Here is a 17,740-nt window from a genome sequence, read left to right as displayed (position 1 = left end):
CGGCGCAAGCGAACGGCTGCTTGATCCATCTTTGCATTCAGAACCGGAAAGGCAGGGAACGGCGCAGTTGCGGTCCGGATCTTTTCGGAGCGGATCCTGCGCTGAGCATCAGGTATCGGCGATGGACCTGCCGTTTAATGAGCGACTTGGGATCATCAGCAATGTCCCATATTCAGGCATTCGCATCCTGAGCGAAAGCTTGGGTGGGATGTCCAGAGGGTAAGGGCCTATCGCCAGCGATGTGCGAGACCGATGCTAATGAGGTAGCGCCCGGCATCGATGCCGTTGACCGAAAGGCGCGCGAGGGTGCGGCCATATTGATCGGTGCCGGTGCGCTGCAGCTTTACCGGGCCATTGGACAGGAACAGGGCGAGTGCGTCTCGGGCACGCTCGCCCTTCGTGTAATCGCACCAGGGCGGGTTGCGGCTGCCCTCGAGGCGGCGCGCGGCGGCAGCGCTGCAGCGCTCTGAGCCGAACAGTTCGGGCGCGTCGATATCCTCGATGCGGATGCGCTCTCCGCTGCAGAGGCGGATGGTGTCGCCATCATGCACGCGGGCGATGCAGACGGGCGCGGCGGCAAGCGAGAGGGCGAGGAAGAGCATGGGGCGGGTCTAGCACCGGCGCCGGGCCATGTCGCTGCCTCAGCGGCGCTTGTCGCTGTCCATGCGGTGGAGCGCGGGTAGCACCTCGCGTTCGATGAGCTGGCGCAGATCGAGGAACGCGACATAGGCGCGGGGCTTGAGGTAGGTGCCGTGCTCGCACCGCCCGCCTTCGGGAAAGTCGCGGAGCTGGTCGTAGAGGCCGTTCAGGCGGTCGTGCAGCGAGGTGTCGTCCATGGGGGCGATATGGGGGCGGCGGGGCTGGGTGTCAGCCCCACGGGCGCGCAGGGGCGCGAATGGGCGCCGGAGGACGCGCGAGGCCCCACCTCAAGCCCGCGCGCCGCGCTTGCCCCCACGCCCCGCCCCCGCGCTTCAGGTGCGCAAATTACGCACTCCTAGGCGCTTAGACGCGGCCATATCTCTGCCATAGGAAGCAGGTCGGCAATGCGCGGATCAACGCACGTTGTAGCCAGCGCGATGACACTGCGGATTGCTCTGGGGACTAGGGGGTGGTCGGGAAACGCCTCATATTCCTCACATGGCCGCATTCACGCTTTAAGAACCGCAGAAATCTGCCGTTTCTCAGGTGAGGTATAGGTCATCACCTAGCCTCATATCCGTCATCACCTTTTTCTGAAATGGCGGATTTCTGCGCTTTCTTCTTCCTCACATGTGATGATCAATAAACCTCACATGGTGATGAAGATGTGAGGCGATTTGTGAGGCTTCAAACCCGCAGAAATCCGCCAATATGAGGAATGTGAGGACGTTCCCGATGCCCCCCTGTACCTTTGGAAAGTCTGGCCCGCCTAGGCGCAGGACTCCAAGGAGCACCGGTTCACCAGGATCTCTCTCGAAACTGGTCGGGACTATGTCGGGACTTTGGGTGCCAATCTGTTCTGATTGGCTCTGTTATGTTCCGCAAGAGAGCAGGTTGACGGGGTCTGGAAATGCCGTAAATGCGCGGGTTCCGGCATGCCGGGCGGTTAGCTCAGTTGGTAGAGCATCTCGTTTACACCGAGAGGGTCGGGGGTTCGAGCCCCTCACCGCCCACCATGTCTTTCAGTATGCAGACGTGATTTTTGCGCCCAAGCGCCGGAGTTTTTCGAACCGTCCAATTTCAAAAATCCTAGAAAATATCATCCTGATGTCTTCTTGAAATTTTTAAATTCTACTATTTCTCTGATCCCTGATCGAAGAGACACGCGCGGTTCCCAGTTGAGCAGGGTTCTTGCGGCCTTGTTGCTGTATCGAAACGGTCGCCATGAGACCTCCTGGAGGACGGGTTCCAGAGTTTTAGGCAAGGTTTTGCGTCCAGAAAAGAACAGCTTGTTGATAGCGACAGCAGTCCAGCCAAGCGTGCGCAGGAGGACATAGGGCACCGGAATGCCGAATCCGGTTTTGGCACCAAACTTTCGGGCTTGCCGATGGAAGGACCAGTGCCCGCATAGTTCGGTAGCGATCAGGTTGATCACCACGGCATCCCGCCCGTCCAGCCTCGCTGTGAGTGCGGCGACCAGTGCCGAGGCGCAGTCCTCAACATGGATCAAGCGCAGCTTCGAGAGCGGTCCGAAGATCAGATCGAGGGGACCGAGCTTTCTGGCGCAACCGAATAGCCAGTTTCGACTGGTGCCATAGATTGCAACCGGCCTTGTCATGACAAGCGGTATGGCGTGTTCGCGGCAATGATCGCCAATCAATTGTTCTTGCCGGAGTTTGAGCTGCGTGTAGACATCGCGCCGCTCGGGTTCTCTCTCCACGGGGCTGTGTTCATCCATCGTCGCGAGCCAGCGCGGTGCAGTGTAGTCGTAGACCGCAAACGAACTGACGTGGACGAAGCGGGTCAACCCGGCAGGGGCTGCGGCAAGCAGATTTTCCGTCGCCAGCACCGAGTCAGCCAGACTGTTGAACCTAACTGCGCAGTGAATGATCGCGTCAGCCTCCTGAAGCGCCTCTTGCCATTCACCAGTTTGGCAAAGGTCGCCGATCACCGTTTGCACGCCATCAGGAAAATCGGGCGTGGGATTGCGCGATATCGGGCGGCACATGGCCATGACAGAATGGCCAGACGCAACCGCTGCGGCCACCACTGCTTTGCCGACGAAGCCGCCCGCCCCTGTCACGAAAACCTTCATGGAACCTTCCTCGGCCTTATTAGGGCAAGATGCAGCTTTGCCCGTGCAGCGACACTATCAGCACCCCGCCGGTAAGCAGAGCACTCCCCGCGCCATTTTGTGCGCCCGAGATGCCCATCTACCTGAAGGCATGATAGACGAACCGCAGGGCAAGGACCAATCTTTGCCGCCTCGACCTGCGGCTCCTGAAGCGCCAGTCATGATCTTCAGTGCGAGTTCCGGCTGTGCTTTGATGGCCAGAGGCCATGCGCAAGGCCTGCGCGTAGCTCGCTCCGAAAACCTCGGCGATGCTTTCCGAATAGAGCGGCAAATTCTCCAGATCGATCTTGAAGCTATCCTCAAAATCCTTCCTGACCCTGTCATTCATTCCTGATTTCGGGAAGAGTTTTTCAAGATTTCTGGCTGATTTTTCAATGATCTGCTCATTTGAGTCGCGAACATTGAGTGGGGGTATGTCGTAGTCCAGCAGGTCTATGACGTTCAATTTCTCCAGAATGCGCCAACCGGGAAATGGGCCTGCCTCTGCGTAATCGTGCACGAAGAGCTTGCCGAGATTCCGAGCGTCAAGCTGCGTCTGAAATTCGCCCAGGTACTTCGAATAATCAAAAACAAAGCAGCAGAAGGGCGCTGGCAGATCGGGGAAGGGATGCTCGAGATACAGATAGCCCTTTTGGCAGATGTCATAGTACATCTGGCGCAGGTTTTGGTGAAAATGCTTCTGAAGCTCGTAGTACAGACTGGCGAAATATTCCCCGGGATCGCGGATTGAAACATGCCATTCAATAGATGAAATTTCATTTTTCCGGACCGATTTCTCCACGGCATCCAGCATTCCATGAAATCTGAGCGCCCCCTCAAACTCCTCGGACGAGACGATGACGGTGTCGCAGCCGTGTCGTCCGGCATTTTCAATCATGGTGTCGAGTGTCCCATGCCCGCCAGACATGATTTCCCACGCAGCATGATGATGGACCGGGTATTCGAGTTCCCACCAGAGCCCACTTTCCATGAGCTTGTAGTGATTGTTGCTCAGGATCCTTTGAAAGGTCGTCGTTCCGGTCTTGTGAGTGCCAAGATGCATTACAAGTTTCATCGCTGCCCCACGAATTGATAAGCTTCTGCAGGCCGACCTGCAGGACCGCCTGAACGGCGCTTCGACAGGCGCCGGTGTTCGCCAGCGACGAGCCCCACCGCTTACGGATCCCGATTTCTAGGGCAGATTCAATTCTTGCGCCATGGCTCGTCGGCGGACAGGCTGGACCCGATCAGAGTGGTTCCGGTGATGGTATGCACGGGCCGAGCCGCGGCGTTTGCCGTAACCGGATGCGCTGGAAGCACGGACGTATCCGACACGCTTCCTAGTCCGTTTTCGTGATTGACGCGCACCCGTCACCTAACGATGGTGCCTGCCATTGCGGATACCTTTGAGCAGGATCAATGATCGGATTGTCATAGCGGGCAATCCTGGATTTGTACGTGACCATTGCCTTCGCGTGCGTACCAAGGGGTTGGGGGGACATGATTTTCGTGGAACGAGGCGCAGCAGGCCGATCGTATTCTGTTCTGGCAATCGCGGTCATGGCCGCCGGGCTACCCGCAACGGCGAGCGCCGAGAGCGCGCTCGACAGTTCAGGTCCCTCGCAGGCGGCAACTGCGGAAAATACTGATGGCCCGGGCAGGCTTGCGGGCGCCGCCAGAGTAAACCAGGCCGGCGAAGTTGTCGTCACGGCAGAGCGCCGCGCCGAACGGCTTGAAGACGTTCCGATGTCGATCAGCACGGTGTCCAACCAGCAGATCCAGTCCTCCGGTGCGACCAGCTTGCGAGATCTCGTCATGATCGTGCCGGGGTTTCAACTGGCCGCCAGCGGTATCTATCCGCAGCCCACGATCCGCGGCGTCAGCGCCACGGTTGCCAATTTCTTTGAAACCAACGTCGCGGTCTACGTTGATGGGCTCTATCAGGTCGCGCCGATGATCCTCAACATCGACCTGCCCAATGTCGCCAATGTCGAAGTGCTCAAGGGGCCGCAAGGGACGCTGTATGGCCGCAACGCCACTGGCGGCGCTGTTCTGATCAACACGTTCGACCCGACCGACCACCTCGAGGCGCGGGCAGAACTCACTTACGCGCGCTTCGACGACAAGCGCGTGAGCGCCTATGTTTCGGGGCCGCTGGGTGACCGCGTCAGCGTGAGCATCGCAGGCAACGTGCGTCACAGCGACGGCTACTACAAGCTCGCCAGCCGCACCGTGCCCGGCGCCACTGCCGGCAATGCCGCGCCGATCCGGCAGGAAGCCATCCGCGGGAAGCTCAAGTTCGCGCCGAGCGAGACCTTTTCGGCGACGCTGATCGCGTCGCGGGTCTATGTCAGCGACACCCGCACCAACGTGTACACGCCGATCGAGAACGTCTTGCCCAGCTTGACGACGAACGCGGCCTACCTCACCACCCCGACAAAGCCCGGCGTCTATGCCTTCGACCCCCAGAATGTCGGCGCCACTGCGCAGACCGAGGTGGCCCTCAAGATGCAGCTCAGCACCGGCATCGGGACGATCCATTCGATCACCGGTTATGCCGATACCGTCTCGCGTGGCCGCTTGGACTTCGACGGCACTTATGCGCCGGGCACATTCGTGGCGAACGATCCGGTCAAGAACAAAACCTTCCAGCAATCGATCGACTACAACATCGACGCGATAGACCGGGTGCAATTGCTGGTCGGCTTCCAGTATGTCGACGGCATTCTGGATGGCTTTGGCCAGACGTTTGTGGGGAGCATCGCGAACTCGGGCTCATCCCCCCTCTCGCTGACGCGTGACTATGCCTTGCTGCAGACAGCCTATTGGCGTGACCACCGTTCAGCCAAGGCAGGTTACATCGATGCGACGTGGAATCTGGTCGACCACCTCTATCTGAACGTCGGGGGGCGCTATAGCTCGGAACGCCTATCAGCGACGCGCCGGACTGACTCCACGCTTGCCTCGCTGCAGCGCATTGCGTTGTCGACTGGGCAGACCTTCGAGAAGTTCACGCCGCGGGCATCGCTCCGCTACGAGTTTTCCCCTCGCACGAGTGTGTATGCCAGCTACTCGCAAGGTTTTCGCGCCGGGAACTACAATAGCACCACGCCCAGCTGCGTGAATACAACCAATGGCGCCTGCTTTACCCCTGCGTTGCAGGAGGTGGTCGATGCCTATGAAGTCGGTTTCAAGATAGCGCGTCCCACCTTCCGGTTCGATGCGGCTGGCTTCTACTCCGACTACAGGCAAATGCAGATTGCGAACGTCAAGCAGGTTAACGGCACTGTTTTGATCGACCTCACCAACGCGCCCAAAGCGGAGATCTACGGCGTGGAAGCCAGCGTCTCGGCGCAGCCGGTCGCCAACCTCACCGTCACGGCTGGTGGCACCTGGCTCCACGCCCGTTACGGCGACGGTTTCACGTTCCCCGGCACCGGGGTGAACCCTGCCGTGGTTGGCATCAACACCAATTCGGACCCGCTGCGCACTTATGCCAATCAGAGCCAGACGCAGGACCTGTCCGGCCTGATGCTGAGCCGGGCTCCCAATTTCTCCGGCAACTTCGGGCTTGAGTATCGCGTTCCGCAGGATCGCGGCGGCTGGGATTTTGCCACGAACCTGCGCTTCACCACGAAGTACGTTCCCAACAACCCGTCGGTCTGGGGCAGCGCCGTTGGTGTTCCGCTTGCCCGCCAGCGCGAGCAGCGCTTCGTTCAGAACGGCTATGTTCAGATCAATGCTTCGGTGACCTACACCACCCCGGACGGGCGTTATTTTGTTCGCGTGTGGGGGGCCAACCTCACCGATAAGCAATACCTGCTCAATGCCAACAACAGCACCTATGGGACTTACACGGCATGGTCGGACCCCCGCAGCATCGGGGGGACAATCGGCTTCAAGATGTAGAGGCCGAATGCCCGTTTGCGCAGTGCCTTTCTTGCGGCAGTGAAAACCGGTTTTTGCAGAGACTGCGGATGACAAACGGCAAGTCGACCGAAGCAGATATACCGGACATCAGCGTCAAGTTTCGGCTGGTGCGTGAGGCAGAAGGTCCTCGCGAAGGTTTGGCGCTCTGCATGCCCAATTTGCGAGGGCCAGCGGTGGTGGGGGCCTATGCCAAGGCGAAGTTGCTGCCGGGGCACGATCTGTGGGCCTGCGATGCAGATATTGCCCAGGATTCGGCGTGGGACGATCACTTCTGGCCCCGCGTTGCTCGGGTCATCGCGGTACAGATCCAACAGGGGGGCGCGCCGCGCCCCACGGTCCTGATCGGTTTCTCCGTGGGCGGCTACGTTGCCTGGCTGGTTGCCCGGATGCTGGCGACCTTGCCGGACAGGCCTCGGTCGCTCATCACGCTGGATACGTTCCCTCTTCACTATACCGCGCGGTCGCGGGTTCCGGGCCTGCTTGACCTGCTGCGCAGTCTTCCGCCGTTGCCGATGTCGATGGTCGATATACGGCGCGCCCGGCCGGTCCCGTTCGCCAACAATGTCCTGATGGCGCGTGGATGGGACGCGGCAGACGGACAGTGCTTCACCGTGCATGTGGCTACGCTCAATCACAGCGATGTTGTGCAGTACGAGGTGCTCACAAAGCTCGCCCCGTTTCTGCAAGCCTATGTCACCGACGGAACGATCCAGCTGCCCGAAGGCACGCTCGTCGATGCGCGCGAACTGGTTGGCGGCAAGGTCTGGTCGATGCTCAGCTGCGTTAGGCAGCCCGATCTTGAAGCATTGCGCGCATTGCTTGCTGATGATGTTGAAAAGCATGCATTTGAAATCATGTGTTCGCTGCTTTTTCTTGTTTTTGTCCACGGCTCCCTCGAGGAGGCAAGGCTGTTCTGCGACAGGGTTTGGGGCCGCAAGCCCACCATAGTGAACTTGCAGTATGCCCGATGCCTTCTGGAAGAGTTCGCGAAACGGAGCCCCGGCCCATCCGGGCTTGAAGCAGGCGTGTTGCCGCCCATCGTCCGCATTCCCTCACCCGAAGCCTATGAACTTGCGCTGCAATTGCGCGACAGCTCATTCAGGGTGAGCCAATCATTGCGCAAAACCTTGCGGCGCAAGGCCTTGCTGCGGGCCGTTTTCGGTGCCTTCAAGGACTACAAGGGGGCCTTGTCCAAGCTGCAATCGGTGACTCTATCGTCACTCAGGCACGCACAGGAAAAGCTCACTTCCACGGCTCGCCGCAAGTGACCTGTTCCACTTTTGCTCATGATCTTCAGGACCTGACTTGATGCCGCAAACACGCTCGATACACCCGCATCCCTGCCGCAATTTCGGTATGCGCACGATCGGTGAAATTCTGCTGCGCAATGCTAACTGGTGGCCCGAGCGAGACGCATTCGTGCTTGGCGACCAGCGCCGTACCTACCGTGACCTCTACCTGCGCGGCGCTCGGCTGGCGTCTGCCCTCGAGAAGCGCGGCGTGGTGCGGCAGGATCGCATCGGGATGGTCTCGACCAACAGCATCGAGCACTTCGAGTTCTTCGCTGCCGCGGACATCGCCGGCTTTATTGCAGTGCCCTTGAGCTTTCGCGCCGCCCCGCCGGAACTGGAATATCTGGTCGTCGATTCCGGCACGTCGATCCTCTTCTTCGAAAAGACCCTAGAGCATCTGGCGGACAGTGTTCGTCAGTCGGTAAAGACCGTGCGGCATTTCGTCTGCGTAGGCGGCGAAGCGCCGGACTGGGCGGAAGACTTCGAGACGTTCCTCGCCAGCGGAGACGAGGAGGGCCCCGTCAGCCGGTCCGAAGCGGGCGATGTGGCCTATCTCTATTACACCAGCGGCACGACCGGAAAGCCGAAGGGCGTGCCCTGGTCGCACCGCGCGATGACGATCTGCGCCTCCACATCAAGCAACCACTGGCACACCTCGATGTTGCAGATCTCACCCGCCTTCCACTCTGCGGGACGCACGCCCTCGCTCGGGTGCTACTGGCGCGGCGGCAAGACTGTCCTCAACAGTTCGTTCGATCCGACGGCCTTGCTGGATGCGGTTCAATCGGAACGGATCGTATCGATCTTTCTGGTGCCGACCATGCTGATCCAGCTGCTCGACCACCCCCGGATCGATGAGTACGACCTCTCTTCGCTGCGCATGATCATGCTCGGCGGCGCGCGCATTTCAACATCGCTGCTCAAGCGCGCCATCGCCCGGGTGGGTGAGATCTTCTATCTCGGCTACGGTTCGACAGAAGCTGGCGCGATCAGCATCCTTCCGCTCAATGAAGTCAGCCTCGACGGTGATGAAGCTGCATTGCATCGGCTGTCCTCGGTCGGTCACTTCGAGGCGGAAACCGACGGTATCATCCTCGACGAGGCGGGCAATCCCTGTGCGGTTGGCGTCGTGGGCGAGGTCTGCATCTACAATTGCTACCTGTTCGACCGCTACTGGAACAACGACATCGCGACGATCGAGGCCTTCCACGGCAATGCGTTCCGCACGGGCGATCTCGGCTACATGGACGAGCAGGGCTACATCTTCCTTGTCGACCGCAAGAAGGACATGGTGATCACTGGCGGAGAAAACGTCTATTCGCGGGAAGTGGAAGAGGCGATCGACCTTCATTCCGATGTGAGGGAATCGGCGGTGATCGGAAAACCGGACCCCTACTGGGGGGAAATCGTCCTGGCCGCTGTCGTGCGCAATCCGGGGACGAACCTGACGGAAGAGGAACTGGTCGCTTTCGTCCGTACCCGCATCGCAGCGTATAAATGCCCGCGCCAAGTCGTATTCGTGGACGAGTTGCCGCGGCAGGTTACCGGCAAGACCGACAAGCTTGCCCTCCGCTCGCTTTATGCCGGTTCCAGCGGAATGGCGGCATGAAGCTATCGCGTGGAATCGCCTTGACTCGACCCTTTCTGGTGCAATTCTCCTCCCTCGGACAACTGCAATTCGTTATACTCCTGGATATTGAAAGATTAGATTGAAAACCGCCTTACTCCATATCGGCACCATGAAGACGGGGAATACCTCCCTTCATCATGGCCTCGCCATGGCGAAGGCAAACGGGATTCTGGGCACCGTCGCCTATCCGCGATGGCGGGGGGATTTGCACCAGGCACGCCTGGCAACGCTCTACGGCTCCGAGCGCTTATGGGACAAGCTCCCTTCGCTGCGCGAGCGCTACCCCGCAGACGAGGGGCGCTTTCAGCAGATGCTGCGGGCCTATCGCAAGTTTGTGTTTGCGCAATTGCGGCGTGCAAGCGGTGCGATAATTTCTGCGGAGACCTTCGCGCACCTCTTCTCCGCCGACATGGCGCTGGCGCTGCGGCGCGACCTTGAAGGCGCCGGTTTCCGCAAGTTCAAGATCGTTCTCTACGTCCGCGATCCGGCCGACTACTACCTTTCGATCACGAACCAGAACCTGCGCATGACCACGGCGACGCCGCTCGTCGAGGATCCGGCAAGCTTCAAGTATGCTTTTCTGGAGATGGCCGACGTCTGGGAGGCGGCCTTTCCCGGTGACCTGATGGTGCGCAAGTATCCCGCAGCGTCCGGCGCCGAAGTGTTCGACGATTTCAACATGGTTCTAAAAGACACGTTCGGCATCGCGATCCCGCACATTCCGGTTCGGAAGAACCCGTCGCTGTCCACCGAAGGTATGCATATCATGCAACTCTATCGGAATGCGGTCTCGCCAGACTCAAGCCGGACCCTCACCGCCGACGCGGCGCTCCTGGCGCGGTTTCTCGTGCAATCGATCGATGCCCTGCCGCAAACAAGACCTGTTCTGAAGCGCGAGATGGCAGCCCTCATACGCGCCAGCCACGCCCGTGATGCGCACGAGTTGCACAGCCGCTACGGGGTGGATCTTGGCGTTGGCGAAGAGGCTCCGCCATGCGAGGCGCACCGAACCGATCCGTGGAGCGTGGAGGAAATCGTCACCTCGATTGATCCCGAGATCATGAGGAAGCTGACGTTCCTTGCTATGCGTGAGGGGTTTGCGCGGCCCCGGCCGAAGCGGTCGCTGCCCTATCGGACAGCGTCGATGATCTATCGCCACCTGCCGCAAGGCGCAAAATCGGGGAGGCTTCGCGACATGCTGAAGAGCGTACTTTGAGCCGATGCGAGTGCCCTCCTTCGGCGCCCATCCGGCCTGCTGCCGCGCTATCGGCCGATCTGACAAAACTGCGTGACATCAGAGATGTGCGCCATTGAGAACTACTTTTGAGGGACTGTTACAATGCGATTTGCCCTGAACCACGGTGACGTTTGCAGCGAAGAGATCGATGGTGAGGTCATCATCATCAATCTCGTCACGGGCTGCTATTACAGCTTGGGTGGCAGTGCGGCGGCGGTATGGCCGCTGATCCTTGCCGGCTACTCTGCTGCGGAGATTGCGGCGCATTTCATGCCCGTGGCCTCCGATCCAGCCAGCGTCGAGGCGCAGGTCACGGCGTTTCTCGATTATCTATGTGCTGAAGGCATTGTTCTGGTTTCTGACGACGTGGTTCGCCATGACGTCAGCGAGATTGCCGCAGCAGATGGCTTTTCGGCGCCGGTCGCGGAAAAGTTTACCGACATGCAGGAACTCTTGCTGGTCGATCCGATCCATGAGGTTGCCGAAGCTGGCTGGCCGCTTCGCGACACCCAAGGCTCATGAGCGTACGCTCTCTGTTCGACCTGTCTGACCACATCTTCGCGGCGGGCGGCGGGCAAGAGTTTCCTTCGTTGAGCATTCGCATTGCGGATCGCAAGGTCACCTTGCAGTTCGCAAATGAACGCGCAGCGCAAGTGTTCGGCGCAACGTTCCGCCACCTTGACGCCGCAGGTCCGGGAGAGCCCGATCTGCTTGTTCGCGTATGGGATCCGGCAGGATCCGGCAGGCCGGCACCGCAGCTTGCGCTGCCCGAAGGCAACACGGGCGCTGCCTTCTTCACCGGCGCGGCCAAGTGCATTGTCGATCTCGAGACGGGACGCATCGAAGCCTACGATAGCGCAAGCGGCCTTGGCCTGCTCTTTGTGCCCGATATCGACGCGCTGGACCCGGGTTACGCCGCCGCGCCGCTGCGCACCCTGCTGCACTGGTGGGCGATCGATCACGGATGGCTGCTGCTTCATGCAGGGGCCGTCGCCGATGATAACGGCGCTGCCCTGCTTGTCGGCCGCGGTGGCTCGGGCAAATCAACGACCGTCCTTGCCTGCATCGGCTCATCGCTCCAGATCGTCAGCGACGATTACTGCCTCTATCGGCCCGGTACGCCAGCGCACGTGCATAGCCTCTTCGGTAGCAACAAGATCGACGCGCGCGCCATCGCGCTCATGCCGCACCTTGCGCCAGCCTTTGCCGGTGCCCCGCTTGATCCCAAGGGCAAGGGGATCATTCAGGCGAACGAGAGGTTTGCCGGTTCGCAGCGCATGTCAGCCCCCATTCGCGCGATCATCGTGCCGCAAGTTGGCAAGGGCAGCGACTGCTCGTTCCAGCGGATCGGCGCAGGCGATGCCTTGAAAGCGCTGGCCCCGAGCACGGTTTTCCAGCTGGCAGGCGGACGCATCAACGCGCTGGCCAAGATGGCCGAGCTTGCGCGCAACGTGCCGTGCTGGAGGCTTTCGATCGGTCCAGATCCCACCGCCGCGCGCGAACCCATTCGCGAGATCATCAGTGCTTCAGCGAGAATGGCATGACGACCCAGCCCCTTGTCAGCATCATCATCCCTGCTTTGAATGCAGAACGGTTCATTGCCGAGGCGATCGAGAGCATTCTTGCACAGGGTGTAGAACCGATCGAGATCGTGGTGATCGATGACGGCTCCACCGACCGCACGGCCGCCATCGCCAATCGCTATGGATCGCCGGTGCGATGCATCTCCCAGCCCAATCGCGGCTTGCCCGGCGCGCGCAATAGCGGCCTTGCTGCAGCCAGCGGCGATCTGATCGGCTTTTGCGATGCAGACGATGTGTTCATGCCCGGTTGCCTGCAACTGCAACTGGAGAAACTCGGCGCCAATCCGGAAAAGGATATGGTCGTTGGGCGCTATGTCAACGAGACCATGGTCAGCAGCTCTGGCGATGAGATTTCGTTCACCCCGCTCGAGGTGACGGACGATTACATCATGTCGATGAGCGTCAGCCTTGTGCGCAGGCACGTGTTCGACAAGGTAGGCCGGTTCGACGAGGCGATGCGGTACTGTGACGACTGGGATTGGTTCATGCGGGCGCGTGAGGCGCAAGTGCCGATCCTGTTTCATCCCAACCAGATCATGTGGCGGCGTCTCCACGATGGCAACATGACGCGCGATCAGGAAGCGTCCCGCCGCTATACCGCCCTCATGCTCAAGCGGTCCCTCGATCGGCGGCGGCGGGGCGGTTCTGCGGCGCAATCGCTTGCCAGCCTCGCCTCGCAGGACGAGCGCAGCGGCCCGCAGGAGCCCGCGTGATGGACGGGCACGATGCGGCGCTCGTCAGTGTCATCATTCCCACCTTCAATGCCGCAAGGTACCTTGGCGAGACGCTCGATAGCGTGCTTCTTCAGGACTGGCCGGCGATCGAGATCCTGGTTTGCGATGACGGGTCATCAGACCATTCGATCAAGGTGGCTAGGAGCGCTGGCGAGCGCGTGCGAGTCGATCCGGGGGAGCATCGCGGCCTGGCCGCCACGCGCAATCGGGGTATTCGCCTGTCGCGCGGGGAGATGCTGCTCCACCTCGATGCAGATGACGTTCTCAAGCCGGGCGCAATCTCCATTCTGATGGGCTGGATGGCAGGGGGGCACGACATGGTTGTTGGCAAGTTCGCCAACTTCATCAGCCCGGATTTGCCGCCGGAAGTGGCCAGCCGCTACAGCGTACCAGCCTTGCCGCAGAGCGGGCACTTGTCAGGCACAACGCTGATCCGTCGGTCCGCGTTCCAGACGTTCGGCTTGCTCGATGAAGAAAGCGGAGTTGGCGCGGATATGGCTTGGTGCGCCAATGCCGAAAAGAACGGCGCGGATATCAAGCGCATCGACGATGTCGTGAAACGCCGCCGAATCCACGGTGGCAACATGAGCCTGGGTAACCGCGAGGAATGGGCCGCAAGTGCGCTGCGTACCGTACGTGCTGCCCTGCAGCAGCGCCGGTCCAAGGAATGAAGTCAGTCGGAGCGGCGGGTGATTTTATCCCGACGCTTGAACAGTCCTTTCATGCCAGCGATGGAAAGCGGCACGACCTTTCTGGAAAACCGGCGCAACAGACCGCGCAATCCATGCCGCGCGAGGAAAAGAGAGGCAATCAGCCTTATGCGGCCCACCGGACCACCCGCATTGCGCCGCGTACTTTCCCACAACCAGACCACACCCAAATGTTGGGCATCCACGCCCGCATGCATCACGCTTGGCTGAGATGGTCGGCGTTCAAGCTCGGCAAGAACGCGAGCGGCATTCTCGTTCCGCTCAAACTCGAGGACCTCGCGCAAGCCCAGTATCGCTGGTTCGACGAAGTCCAGCCGGTTGATCTCATCGACCAAAAGGTCCCAGTTGATGCGGCTATCCTCTCGACGCATCAAAAGCGCTGCATCAACAATCCAGCGAATTGGAGGGAGAGATGTAAGACCAATGCCATGCATCAAGGTATGCAGGAAATGGTCGGTGAAACTGAGAGTTAACCAGGGCGCTGACGGCCGACTCGTGCTGTTGCCCCCGGCCGGTTCGTCCGGTTCAATCCGGTGAAGACGGGTGAAAACCGGCCTGACATGCTCCGCCTGAAACGCCATCTGATAGGGCGAGCGATGGATATCGACTGAAAGACCGCCGGGCATGCGTAGCATGGTTGCATGGAACGAACGCGCCTCGACAATGCCGCCAGCACGCCGCATCGCCTCGACCACGTCAGACTGCATTTCAAACGGAACGAGGATATCGAAATCATCGTAGGGGCGGTGCACCGGGCGGTCGTAGACCAGGCGTCCAAGCGCTGCGCCTTTGAGAAGGACAGCCGTGGTGGTGACTTCACCGATGATCTTCAGCACCCCGTCAAGCTGGCTGTGCATCAGCTGCTCGACGTACCAGGCCCTGCGATAGAGACCCCGAACGCGTCCACTTGACGCATGATTGATCCCGAGCTCGCGCAGGCGGCTATCCAAAAACGGCATGAGCCGCTGCTCGCCAACATCGATCTCATCGAAATCGACCGTCTCGAGCCACCGCAGCGCCGCTGGACGGGCAATCGGCGCCTCTGCCAGCAGTGCTGTGAGCAGCGTGGAATGGCGTTCGAGCGGGCGGGAGAATGGGTGGAAGAGCAGGGGCAATGTCATGTCGTGAAAGGACGTACCTCGTAAAGGGATCGCCAACGGCAATGATGATCGATTGACGCCGGTGGCATTTGCCCCAAATGAATACGACATGGGCATCGGCACCATGCCAATCGCCGTGCACTCCACATTTTAGGACCATGATGGTCAGAAATCCATTAATCAATCTGGGATGAGAGCAAAAAGCTTACTTTCCGCGGTCCGATCCGCCTTTTCGCTGATCGACCGGCCCGGGCGCTTCGACATCACTTTATGCATAGTCGGCATCGCTGCGTTCGAGAGCGCCATGCTGGTCGTGCCCTGGCTATTCCTGAAGCTGCTTTTCACCTCAGGCGATGCCGTTGCGCCCCTGCAGCAGACCGGTCGTATTGCCCTTGTGCTCGGCGCCATTCTGGCGGTCCTCATCGTTCGGACGATTGCGGTGACCTCGCTATGGTTCCGGATTGGACAGCGGCTTGGGGAAGCGCAGCGCAAGCGGGCGGGAGAGCTCTTTTCCGCATACCTGCACGTGCCTTACCTTGAGTTGGTTTCAACCAGCCGATCGCAGATGCTGGAACACTTGCGGCAGGTCTCACGCGCATTCGTCCAGGAAACCGTGCTTCCTGTGCTGCTTTTCCTCAGCGAGTCTCTCGTTTCGGTATCCATCATCACTGTGATGTTGGTGATTGCGCCGGTGCCGACGATCCTGGTCTCGTTGTGGCTGATACTCGTATTCGCACTGCTGCAGAGGTACGTCACGCGGCCATCCGGTGAACTCACGGTTCGACGTTGGATGGCGTTTCGGGCCATTTCGGAACTCGACGAGTGGAGCCTGCAGCAGACCCAATCCATCCAGTTGCGGTCTGAGGAGCCGATTGTCCTCGCGCGGCATGCGGCACTCGTCGATGAAGGCGCAACCATCGCCGCGCGCTTCTCATTGATGACCATCGTGCCGCGTTATGTCGCCGAACTGTCATTGTTCTCATCCGTCGCCGTCCTGTTCGGGTGGTTCGCATGGTACAGTGATACATCCGCCAATGTACTGCGGGAGCTGGCGATGTTCATGCTGGCAGGCGTGCGGCTGCTGCCCACCGGTAATCGGACCCTCAGCATGATCGACGCCATTCAGCGAAGCACGCCGATCATGGAGGCGGTCGTCGCGAATCTGGCTTTGCATGCGACAATGCCGCGGTCGCCATCCCGTCCGATTGACGGAGTGCGGCTGTTTGAGCGCGAGATCGTTTTGCAAGACATCGCTTTTGCCTACCCGGACGGGCGGAAAGTCATTTCGTCCCGCACCACTCTAAAGTTGCAGCGGGGGGAATGGCTGCGCATCAAGGGGCCGTCAGGCGGGGGCAAGTCGACGCTGGTGGCGCTGCTGCTTGGCCTGTTGCGTCCTGACGAAGGCCATGTGTTGTTTGATGGCGAACCTGCAGATCCCGCTACGCGGCTCCGCGGTCCCAAGCTTGCATTCGTGCCGCAGGACAATCGGTTTCTGAGAGGCACCGTTGCCGAGAATATCACCTTTCCGAACCTGCCAAGCCAACTCGATCGCGAGCTTGCCCTGAGCCTGATGCGCGCGCTTGGGCTTGATTTCGAGCTGGAAACAGACCTCGGGCAGGATGGTGGGCAGCTTTCCGGCGGGCAGCGCCAGAGGCTGGCGATCGTCAAGGCCATGCTCTCGCAACCGGAACTGCTTGTGCTGGATGAGGCGACCGCCCAGCTTGATCCCAAATCGGAACTGACCGTCTTCGAGCTTATTCGCCGCCAACTGCCGGAAACCACGGTGATCATTGTCGCGCACAAGCTGGGCAGCAGGACGCACCTTGATCGGGTATGGGAGAAGCATGGCCAGACCTGGCGAGACGAGGTGTTCCCGCCACAGGGATGAATGGCGGAAGCGATGAGCTGCTGATCCAGGCGTGGCCCCCTGACAGACAGGCCATAGGCAAAGCTTATCGCCTGCGCGCAGCATATCCGATTGGGCTGCCGCCGCTGGCCGGGCTATTCCACTTCGTGCGGACCGCATGCATCGGCCGGCTGTCACCCTACCCCCCGCGACAGCCTTGCTGATTGGCCGCATCGAGCCGACCCGGCCCAGCTCTATCCCCCGATCACCAAGGGCTGCCCGGGCCGGCTCGAACCGCCGCTGCGCTTTCGGGCCGGCGTTCAGCGCACCGTATCTGCGAGCATCGCGTCGGTGCGCGGACCGGCCCAATCGTGCGAGCCGATCATGCGCCAGACTTCCTTGCCCTCTGCATCATAGAGCACGGTCGTTGGCAGAACGCCGGTGCCGAAGTGATCGCTGAGCGTGTTCTCGGGATCGAGCCATGGCGCGAGGTGTGTAAACTTGCGCTGCTTGAAGAACGCGTCGACCGCAGCGGCCTGATTCAGGTCCTGCGATACGGTCAGCACCGTCAGCTTGCCCGCCTTGGCTGCCGCAAGGGCATCGAGCGTGGGCATTTCGAGCACGCAGGGGCCGCACCACGTTGCCCACAGGTTGATGAGCAGCGGCTTTCCCTTGAGGTCGAGCGTGCGGACTTTCTTGCCCGAAGGATCGCTGAAGGTGAAATCAGGCAGGGCGGCACCGCGGTTGCTGATGTCGAGCGTGCCGTTGAACGGGCTCGACGCATCTGCCGCAGCAGCGGGTGCGGAAGCGGCGCTCTGCGGTTGCTTGTCCGCCGGGGTTTGCTTATCGCACCCGGCGAGAAGGCCCGCAGCGATGAGCGGGACCAAAAAGGCGGACGGACGCGGCAATATGAGCGGCAATTCAGG

The 17,740-nt window shown here is 60.5% G+C and carries 16 protein-coding genes and 1 tRNA gene; 11 read left to right on the top strand and 6 right to left on the bottom strand.

The features are described 5' to 3' along the window. The coding region (locus NSE01_RS21490; RefSeq protein WP_218033250.1) for a hypothetical protein at positions 1–223 on the top strand (223 nt) is incomplete at its 5' end. A 4-nt stretch (positions 224–227) separates the two neighbouring features. On the opposite strand, the gene NSE01_RS06185 is transcribed toward NSE01_RS21490, so the two are convergent. Continuing rightward, positions 228–602, bottom strand: a complete 375-nt coding sequence (locus tag NSE01_RS06185; protein ID WP_147158774.1) for a thermonuclease family protein — start codon at positions 600–602, stop codon at positions 228–230. A 39-nt stretch (positions 603–641) separates the two neighbouring features. Beyond that, positions 642–836, bottom strand: a complete 195-nt coding sequence (locus NSE01_RS06180; RefSeq protein WP_147158773.1) for a hypothetical protein — start codon at positions 834–836, stop codon at positions 642–644. A 743-nt stretch (positions 837–1,579) separates the two neighbouring features. On the opposite strand from NSE01_RS06180, the gene NSE01_RS06175 reads away from it, so the two are divergent. Next, positions 1,580–1,655, top strand: a tRNA-Val gene (locus tag NSE01_RS06175). 83 nt (positions 1,656–1,738) lie between these two features. Here NSE01_RS06175 and NSE01_RS06170 read toward each other — a convergent pair. Both NSE01_RS06170 and NSE01_RS06165 read right to left on the bottom strand, forming a co-directional pair. After that, on the bottom strand, positions 1,739–2,734 hold the full coding sequence (locus tag NSE01_RS06170) for an NAD-dependent epimerase/dehydratase family protein (protein ID WP_147158772.1): 996 nt from the start codon (positions 2,732–2,734) through the stop codon (positions 1,739–1,741). Between the two features lie 118 nt (positions 2,735–2,852). After that, complete coding sequence (locus tag NSE01_RS06165; protein ID WP_147158771.1) at positions 2,853–3,815, bottom strand: hypothetical protein; 963 nt, start codon at positions 3,813–3,815, stop codon at positions 2,853–2,855. A gap of 497 nt (positions 3,816–4,312) precedes the next feature. Here NSE01_RS06165 and NSE01_RS06160 point away from each other — a divergent pair, with 497 nt between their 5' ends. The 8 genes from NSE01_RS06160 to NSE01_RS06125 all read left to right on the top strand — a co-directional run bounded on the left by NSE01_RS06160 (position 4,313) and on the right by NSE01_RS06125 (position 13,829). Next, positions 4,313–6,661, top strand: coding sequence for a TonB-dependent receptor (locus NSE01_RS06160; RefSeq protein WP_170233773.1), 2,349 nt, complete (start codon positions 4,313–4,315; stop codon positions 6,659–6,661). A gap of 68 nt (positions 6,662–6,729) precedes the next feature. Continuing rightward, positions 6,730–7,950, top strand: a complete 1,221-nt coding sequence (locus NSE01_RS06155; protein WP_147158769.1) for an alpha/beta hydrolase family protein — start codon at positions 6,730–6,732, stop codon at positions 7,948–7,950. A 40-nt stretch (positions 7,951–7,990) separates the two neighbouring features. After that, positions 7,991–9,583 carry a class I adenylate-forming enzyme family protein gene (locus NSE01_RS06150; protein WP_147158768.1) on the top strand — a complete coding sequence of 531 codons (1,593 nt, stop codon included), beginning with the start codon at positions 7,991–7,993 and terminating at the stop codon, positions 9,581–9,583. A gap of 169 nt (positions 9,584–9,752) precedes the next feature. Continuing rightward, the gene (locus tag NSE01_RS06145; protein ID WP_147158767.1) at positions 9,753–10,820 is read left to right on the top strand and encodes a hypothetical protein; all 1,068 of its coding nucleotides are present in this window, start codon (positions 9,753–9,755) and stop codon (positions 10,818–10,820) included. 123 nt (positions 10,821–10,943) lie between these two features. Next, on the top strand, positions 10,944–11,363 hold the full coding sequence (locus NSE01_RS06140; RefSeq protein ID WP_147158766.1) for a PqqD family protein: 420 nt from the start codon (positions 10,944–10,946) through the stop codon (positions 11,361–11,363). Beyond that, a complete protein-coding gene (locus tag NSE01_RS06135) occupies positions 11,360–12,385 on the top strand; it encodes a hypothetical protein (RefSeq protein ID WP_147158765.1) in 1,026 nt (341 codons plus the stop codon). Before NSE01_RS06140 ends, NSE01_RS06135 begins: the two co-directional genes overlap by 4 nt. Continuing rightward, on the top strand, positions 12,382–13,137 hold the full coding sequence (locus NSE01_RS06130; RefSeq protein ID WP_147158764.1) for a glycosyltransferase: 756 nt from the start codon (positions 12,382–12,384) through the stop codon (positions 13,135–13,137). Before NSE01_RS06135 ends, NSE01_RS06130 begins: the two co-directional genes overlap by 4 nt. Beyond that, complete coding sequence (locus NSE01_RS06125) at positions 13,137–13,829, top strand: glycosyltransferase family 2 protein (RefSeq protein WP_147158763.1); 693 nt, start codon at positions 13,137–13,139, stop codon at positions 13,827–13,829. Before NSE01_RS06130 ends, NSE01_RS06125 begins: the two co-directional genes overlap by 1 nt. Before the next feature lie 2 nt (positions 13,830–13,831). Here the strand turns inward: NSE01_RS06125 and NSE01_RS06120 are convergent, their stop codons facing one another. Beyond that, positions 13,832–15,094 carry a nucleotidyltransferase family protein gene (locus NSE01_RS06120; RefSeq protein ID WP_147158762.1) on the bottom strand — a complete coding sequence of 421 codons (1,263 nt, stop codon included), beginning with the start codon at positions 15,092–15,094 and terminating at the stop codon, positions 13,832–13,834. A 64-nt stretch (positions 15,095–15,158) separates the two neighbouring features. Between NSE01_RS06120 and NSE01_RS06115 the strand changes: the two genes are divergently transcribed. Then, complete coding sequence (locus NSE01_RS06115; RefSeq protein ID WP_147158761.1) at positions 15,159–16,856, top strand: ATP-binding cassette domain-containing protein; 1,698 nt, start codon at positions 15,159–15,161, stop codon at positions 16,854–16,856. 278 nt (positions 16,857–17,134) lie between these two features. On the opposite strand, the gene NSE01_RS06110 is transcribed toward NSE01_RS06115, so the two are convergent. After that, positions 17,135–17,734 carry a TlpA family protein disulfide reductase gene (locus NSE01_RS06110; protein ID WP_246135054.1) on the bottom strand — a complete coding sequence of 200 codons (600 nt, stop codon included), beginning with the start codon at positions 17,732–17,734 and terminating at the stop codon, positions 17,135–17,137. Between the last annotated feature and the right edge of the window lie 6 nt (positions 17,735–17,740).

The sequence above is a fragment of the Novosphingobium sediminis genome (assembly GCF_007991615.1).
Taxonomy (GTDB): domain Bacteria; phylum Pseudomonadota; class Alphaproteobacteria; order Sphingomonadales; family Sphingomonadaceae; genus Novosphingobium; species Novosphingobium sediminis.
Note: the sequence above shows the minus strand (reverse complement) of the source record. Positions and strands in the feature narration are given on the sequence as shown.

Coding starts and splice junctions, on each gene's coding strand:
- NSE01_RS06160 (WP_170233773.1), top strand. CDS start 4,313: ATGGCCGCCGGGCTACCCGCAACGGCGAGCGCCGAGAGCGCGCTCGAC.
- NSE01_RS06145 (WP_147158767.1), top strand. CDS start 9,753: ATGGCGAAGGCAAACGGGATTCTGGGCACCGTCGCCTATCCGCGATGG.
- NSE01_RS06135 (WP_147158765.1), top strand. CDS start 11,360: ATGAGCGTACGCTCTCTGTTCGACCTGTCTGACCACATCTTCGCGGCG.
- NSE01_RS06125 (WP_147158763.1), top strand. CDS start 13,137: ATGGACGGGCACGATGCGGCGCTCGTCAGTGTCATCATTCCCACCTTC.
- NSE01_RS06185 (WP_147158774.1), bottom strand. CDS start 602: ATGCTCTTCCTCGCCCTCTCGCTTGCCGCCGCGCCCGTCTGCATCGCC.
- NSE01_RS06130 (WP_147158764.1), top strand. CDS start 12,382: ATGACGACCCAGCCCCTTGTCAGCATCATCATCCCTGCTTTGAATGCA.
- NSE01_RS06180 (WP_147158773.1), bottom strand. CDS start 836: ATGGACGACACCTCGCTGCACGACCGCCTGAACGGCCTCTACGACCAG.
- NSE01_RS06140 (WP_147158766.1), top strand. CDS start 10,944: ATGCGATTTGCCCTGAACCACGGTGACGTTTGCAGCGAAGAGATCGAT.
- NSE01_RS06165 (WP_147158771.1), bottom strand. CDS start 3,815: ATGCATCTTGGCACTCACAAGACCGGAACGACGACCTTTCAAAGGATC.
- NSE01_RS06155 (WP_147158769.1), top strand. CDS start 6,730: ATGACAAACGGCAAGTCGACCGAAGCAGATATACCGGACATCAGCGTC.
- NSE01_RS06115 (WP_147158761.1), top strand. CDS start 15,159: ATGAGAGCAAAAAGCTTACTTTCCGCGGTCCGATCCGCCTTTTCGCTG.
- NSE01_RS06150 (WP_147158768.1), top strand. CDS start 7,991: ATGCCGCAAACACGCTCGATACACCCGCATCCCTGCCGCAATTTCGGT.
- NSE01_RS06120 (WP_147158762.1), bottom strand. CDS start 15,094: ATGGTGCCGATGCCCATGTCGTATTCATTTGGGGCAAATGCCACCGGC.
- NSE01_RS06170 (WP_147158772.1), bottom strand. CDS start 2,734: ATGAAGGTTTTCGTGACAGGGGCGGGCGGCTTCGTCGGCAAAGCAGTG.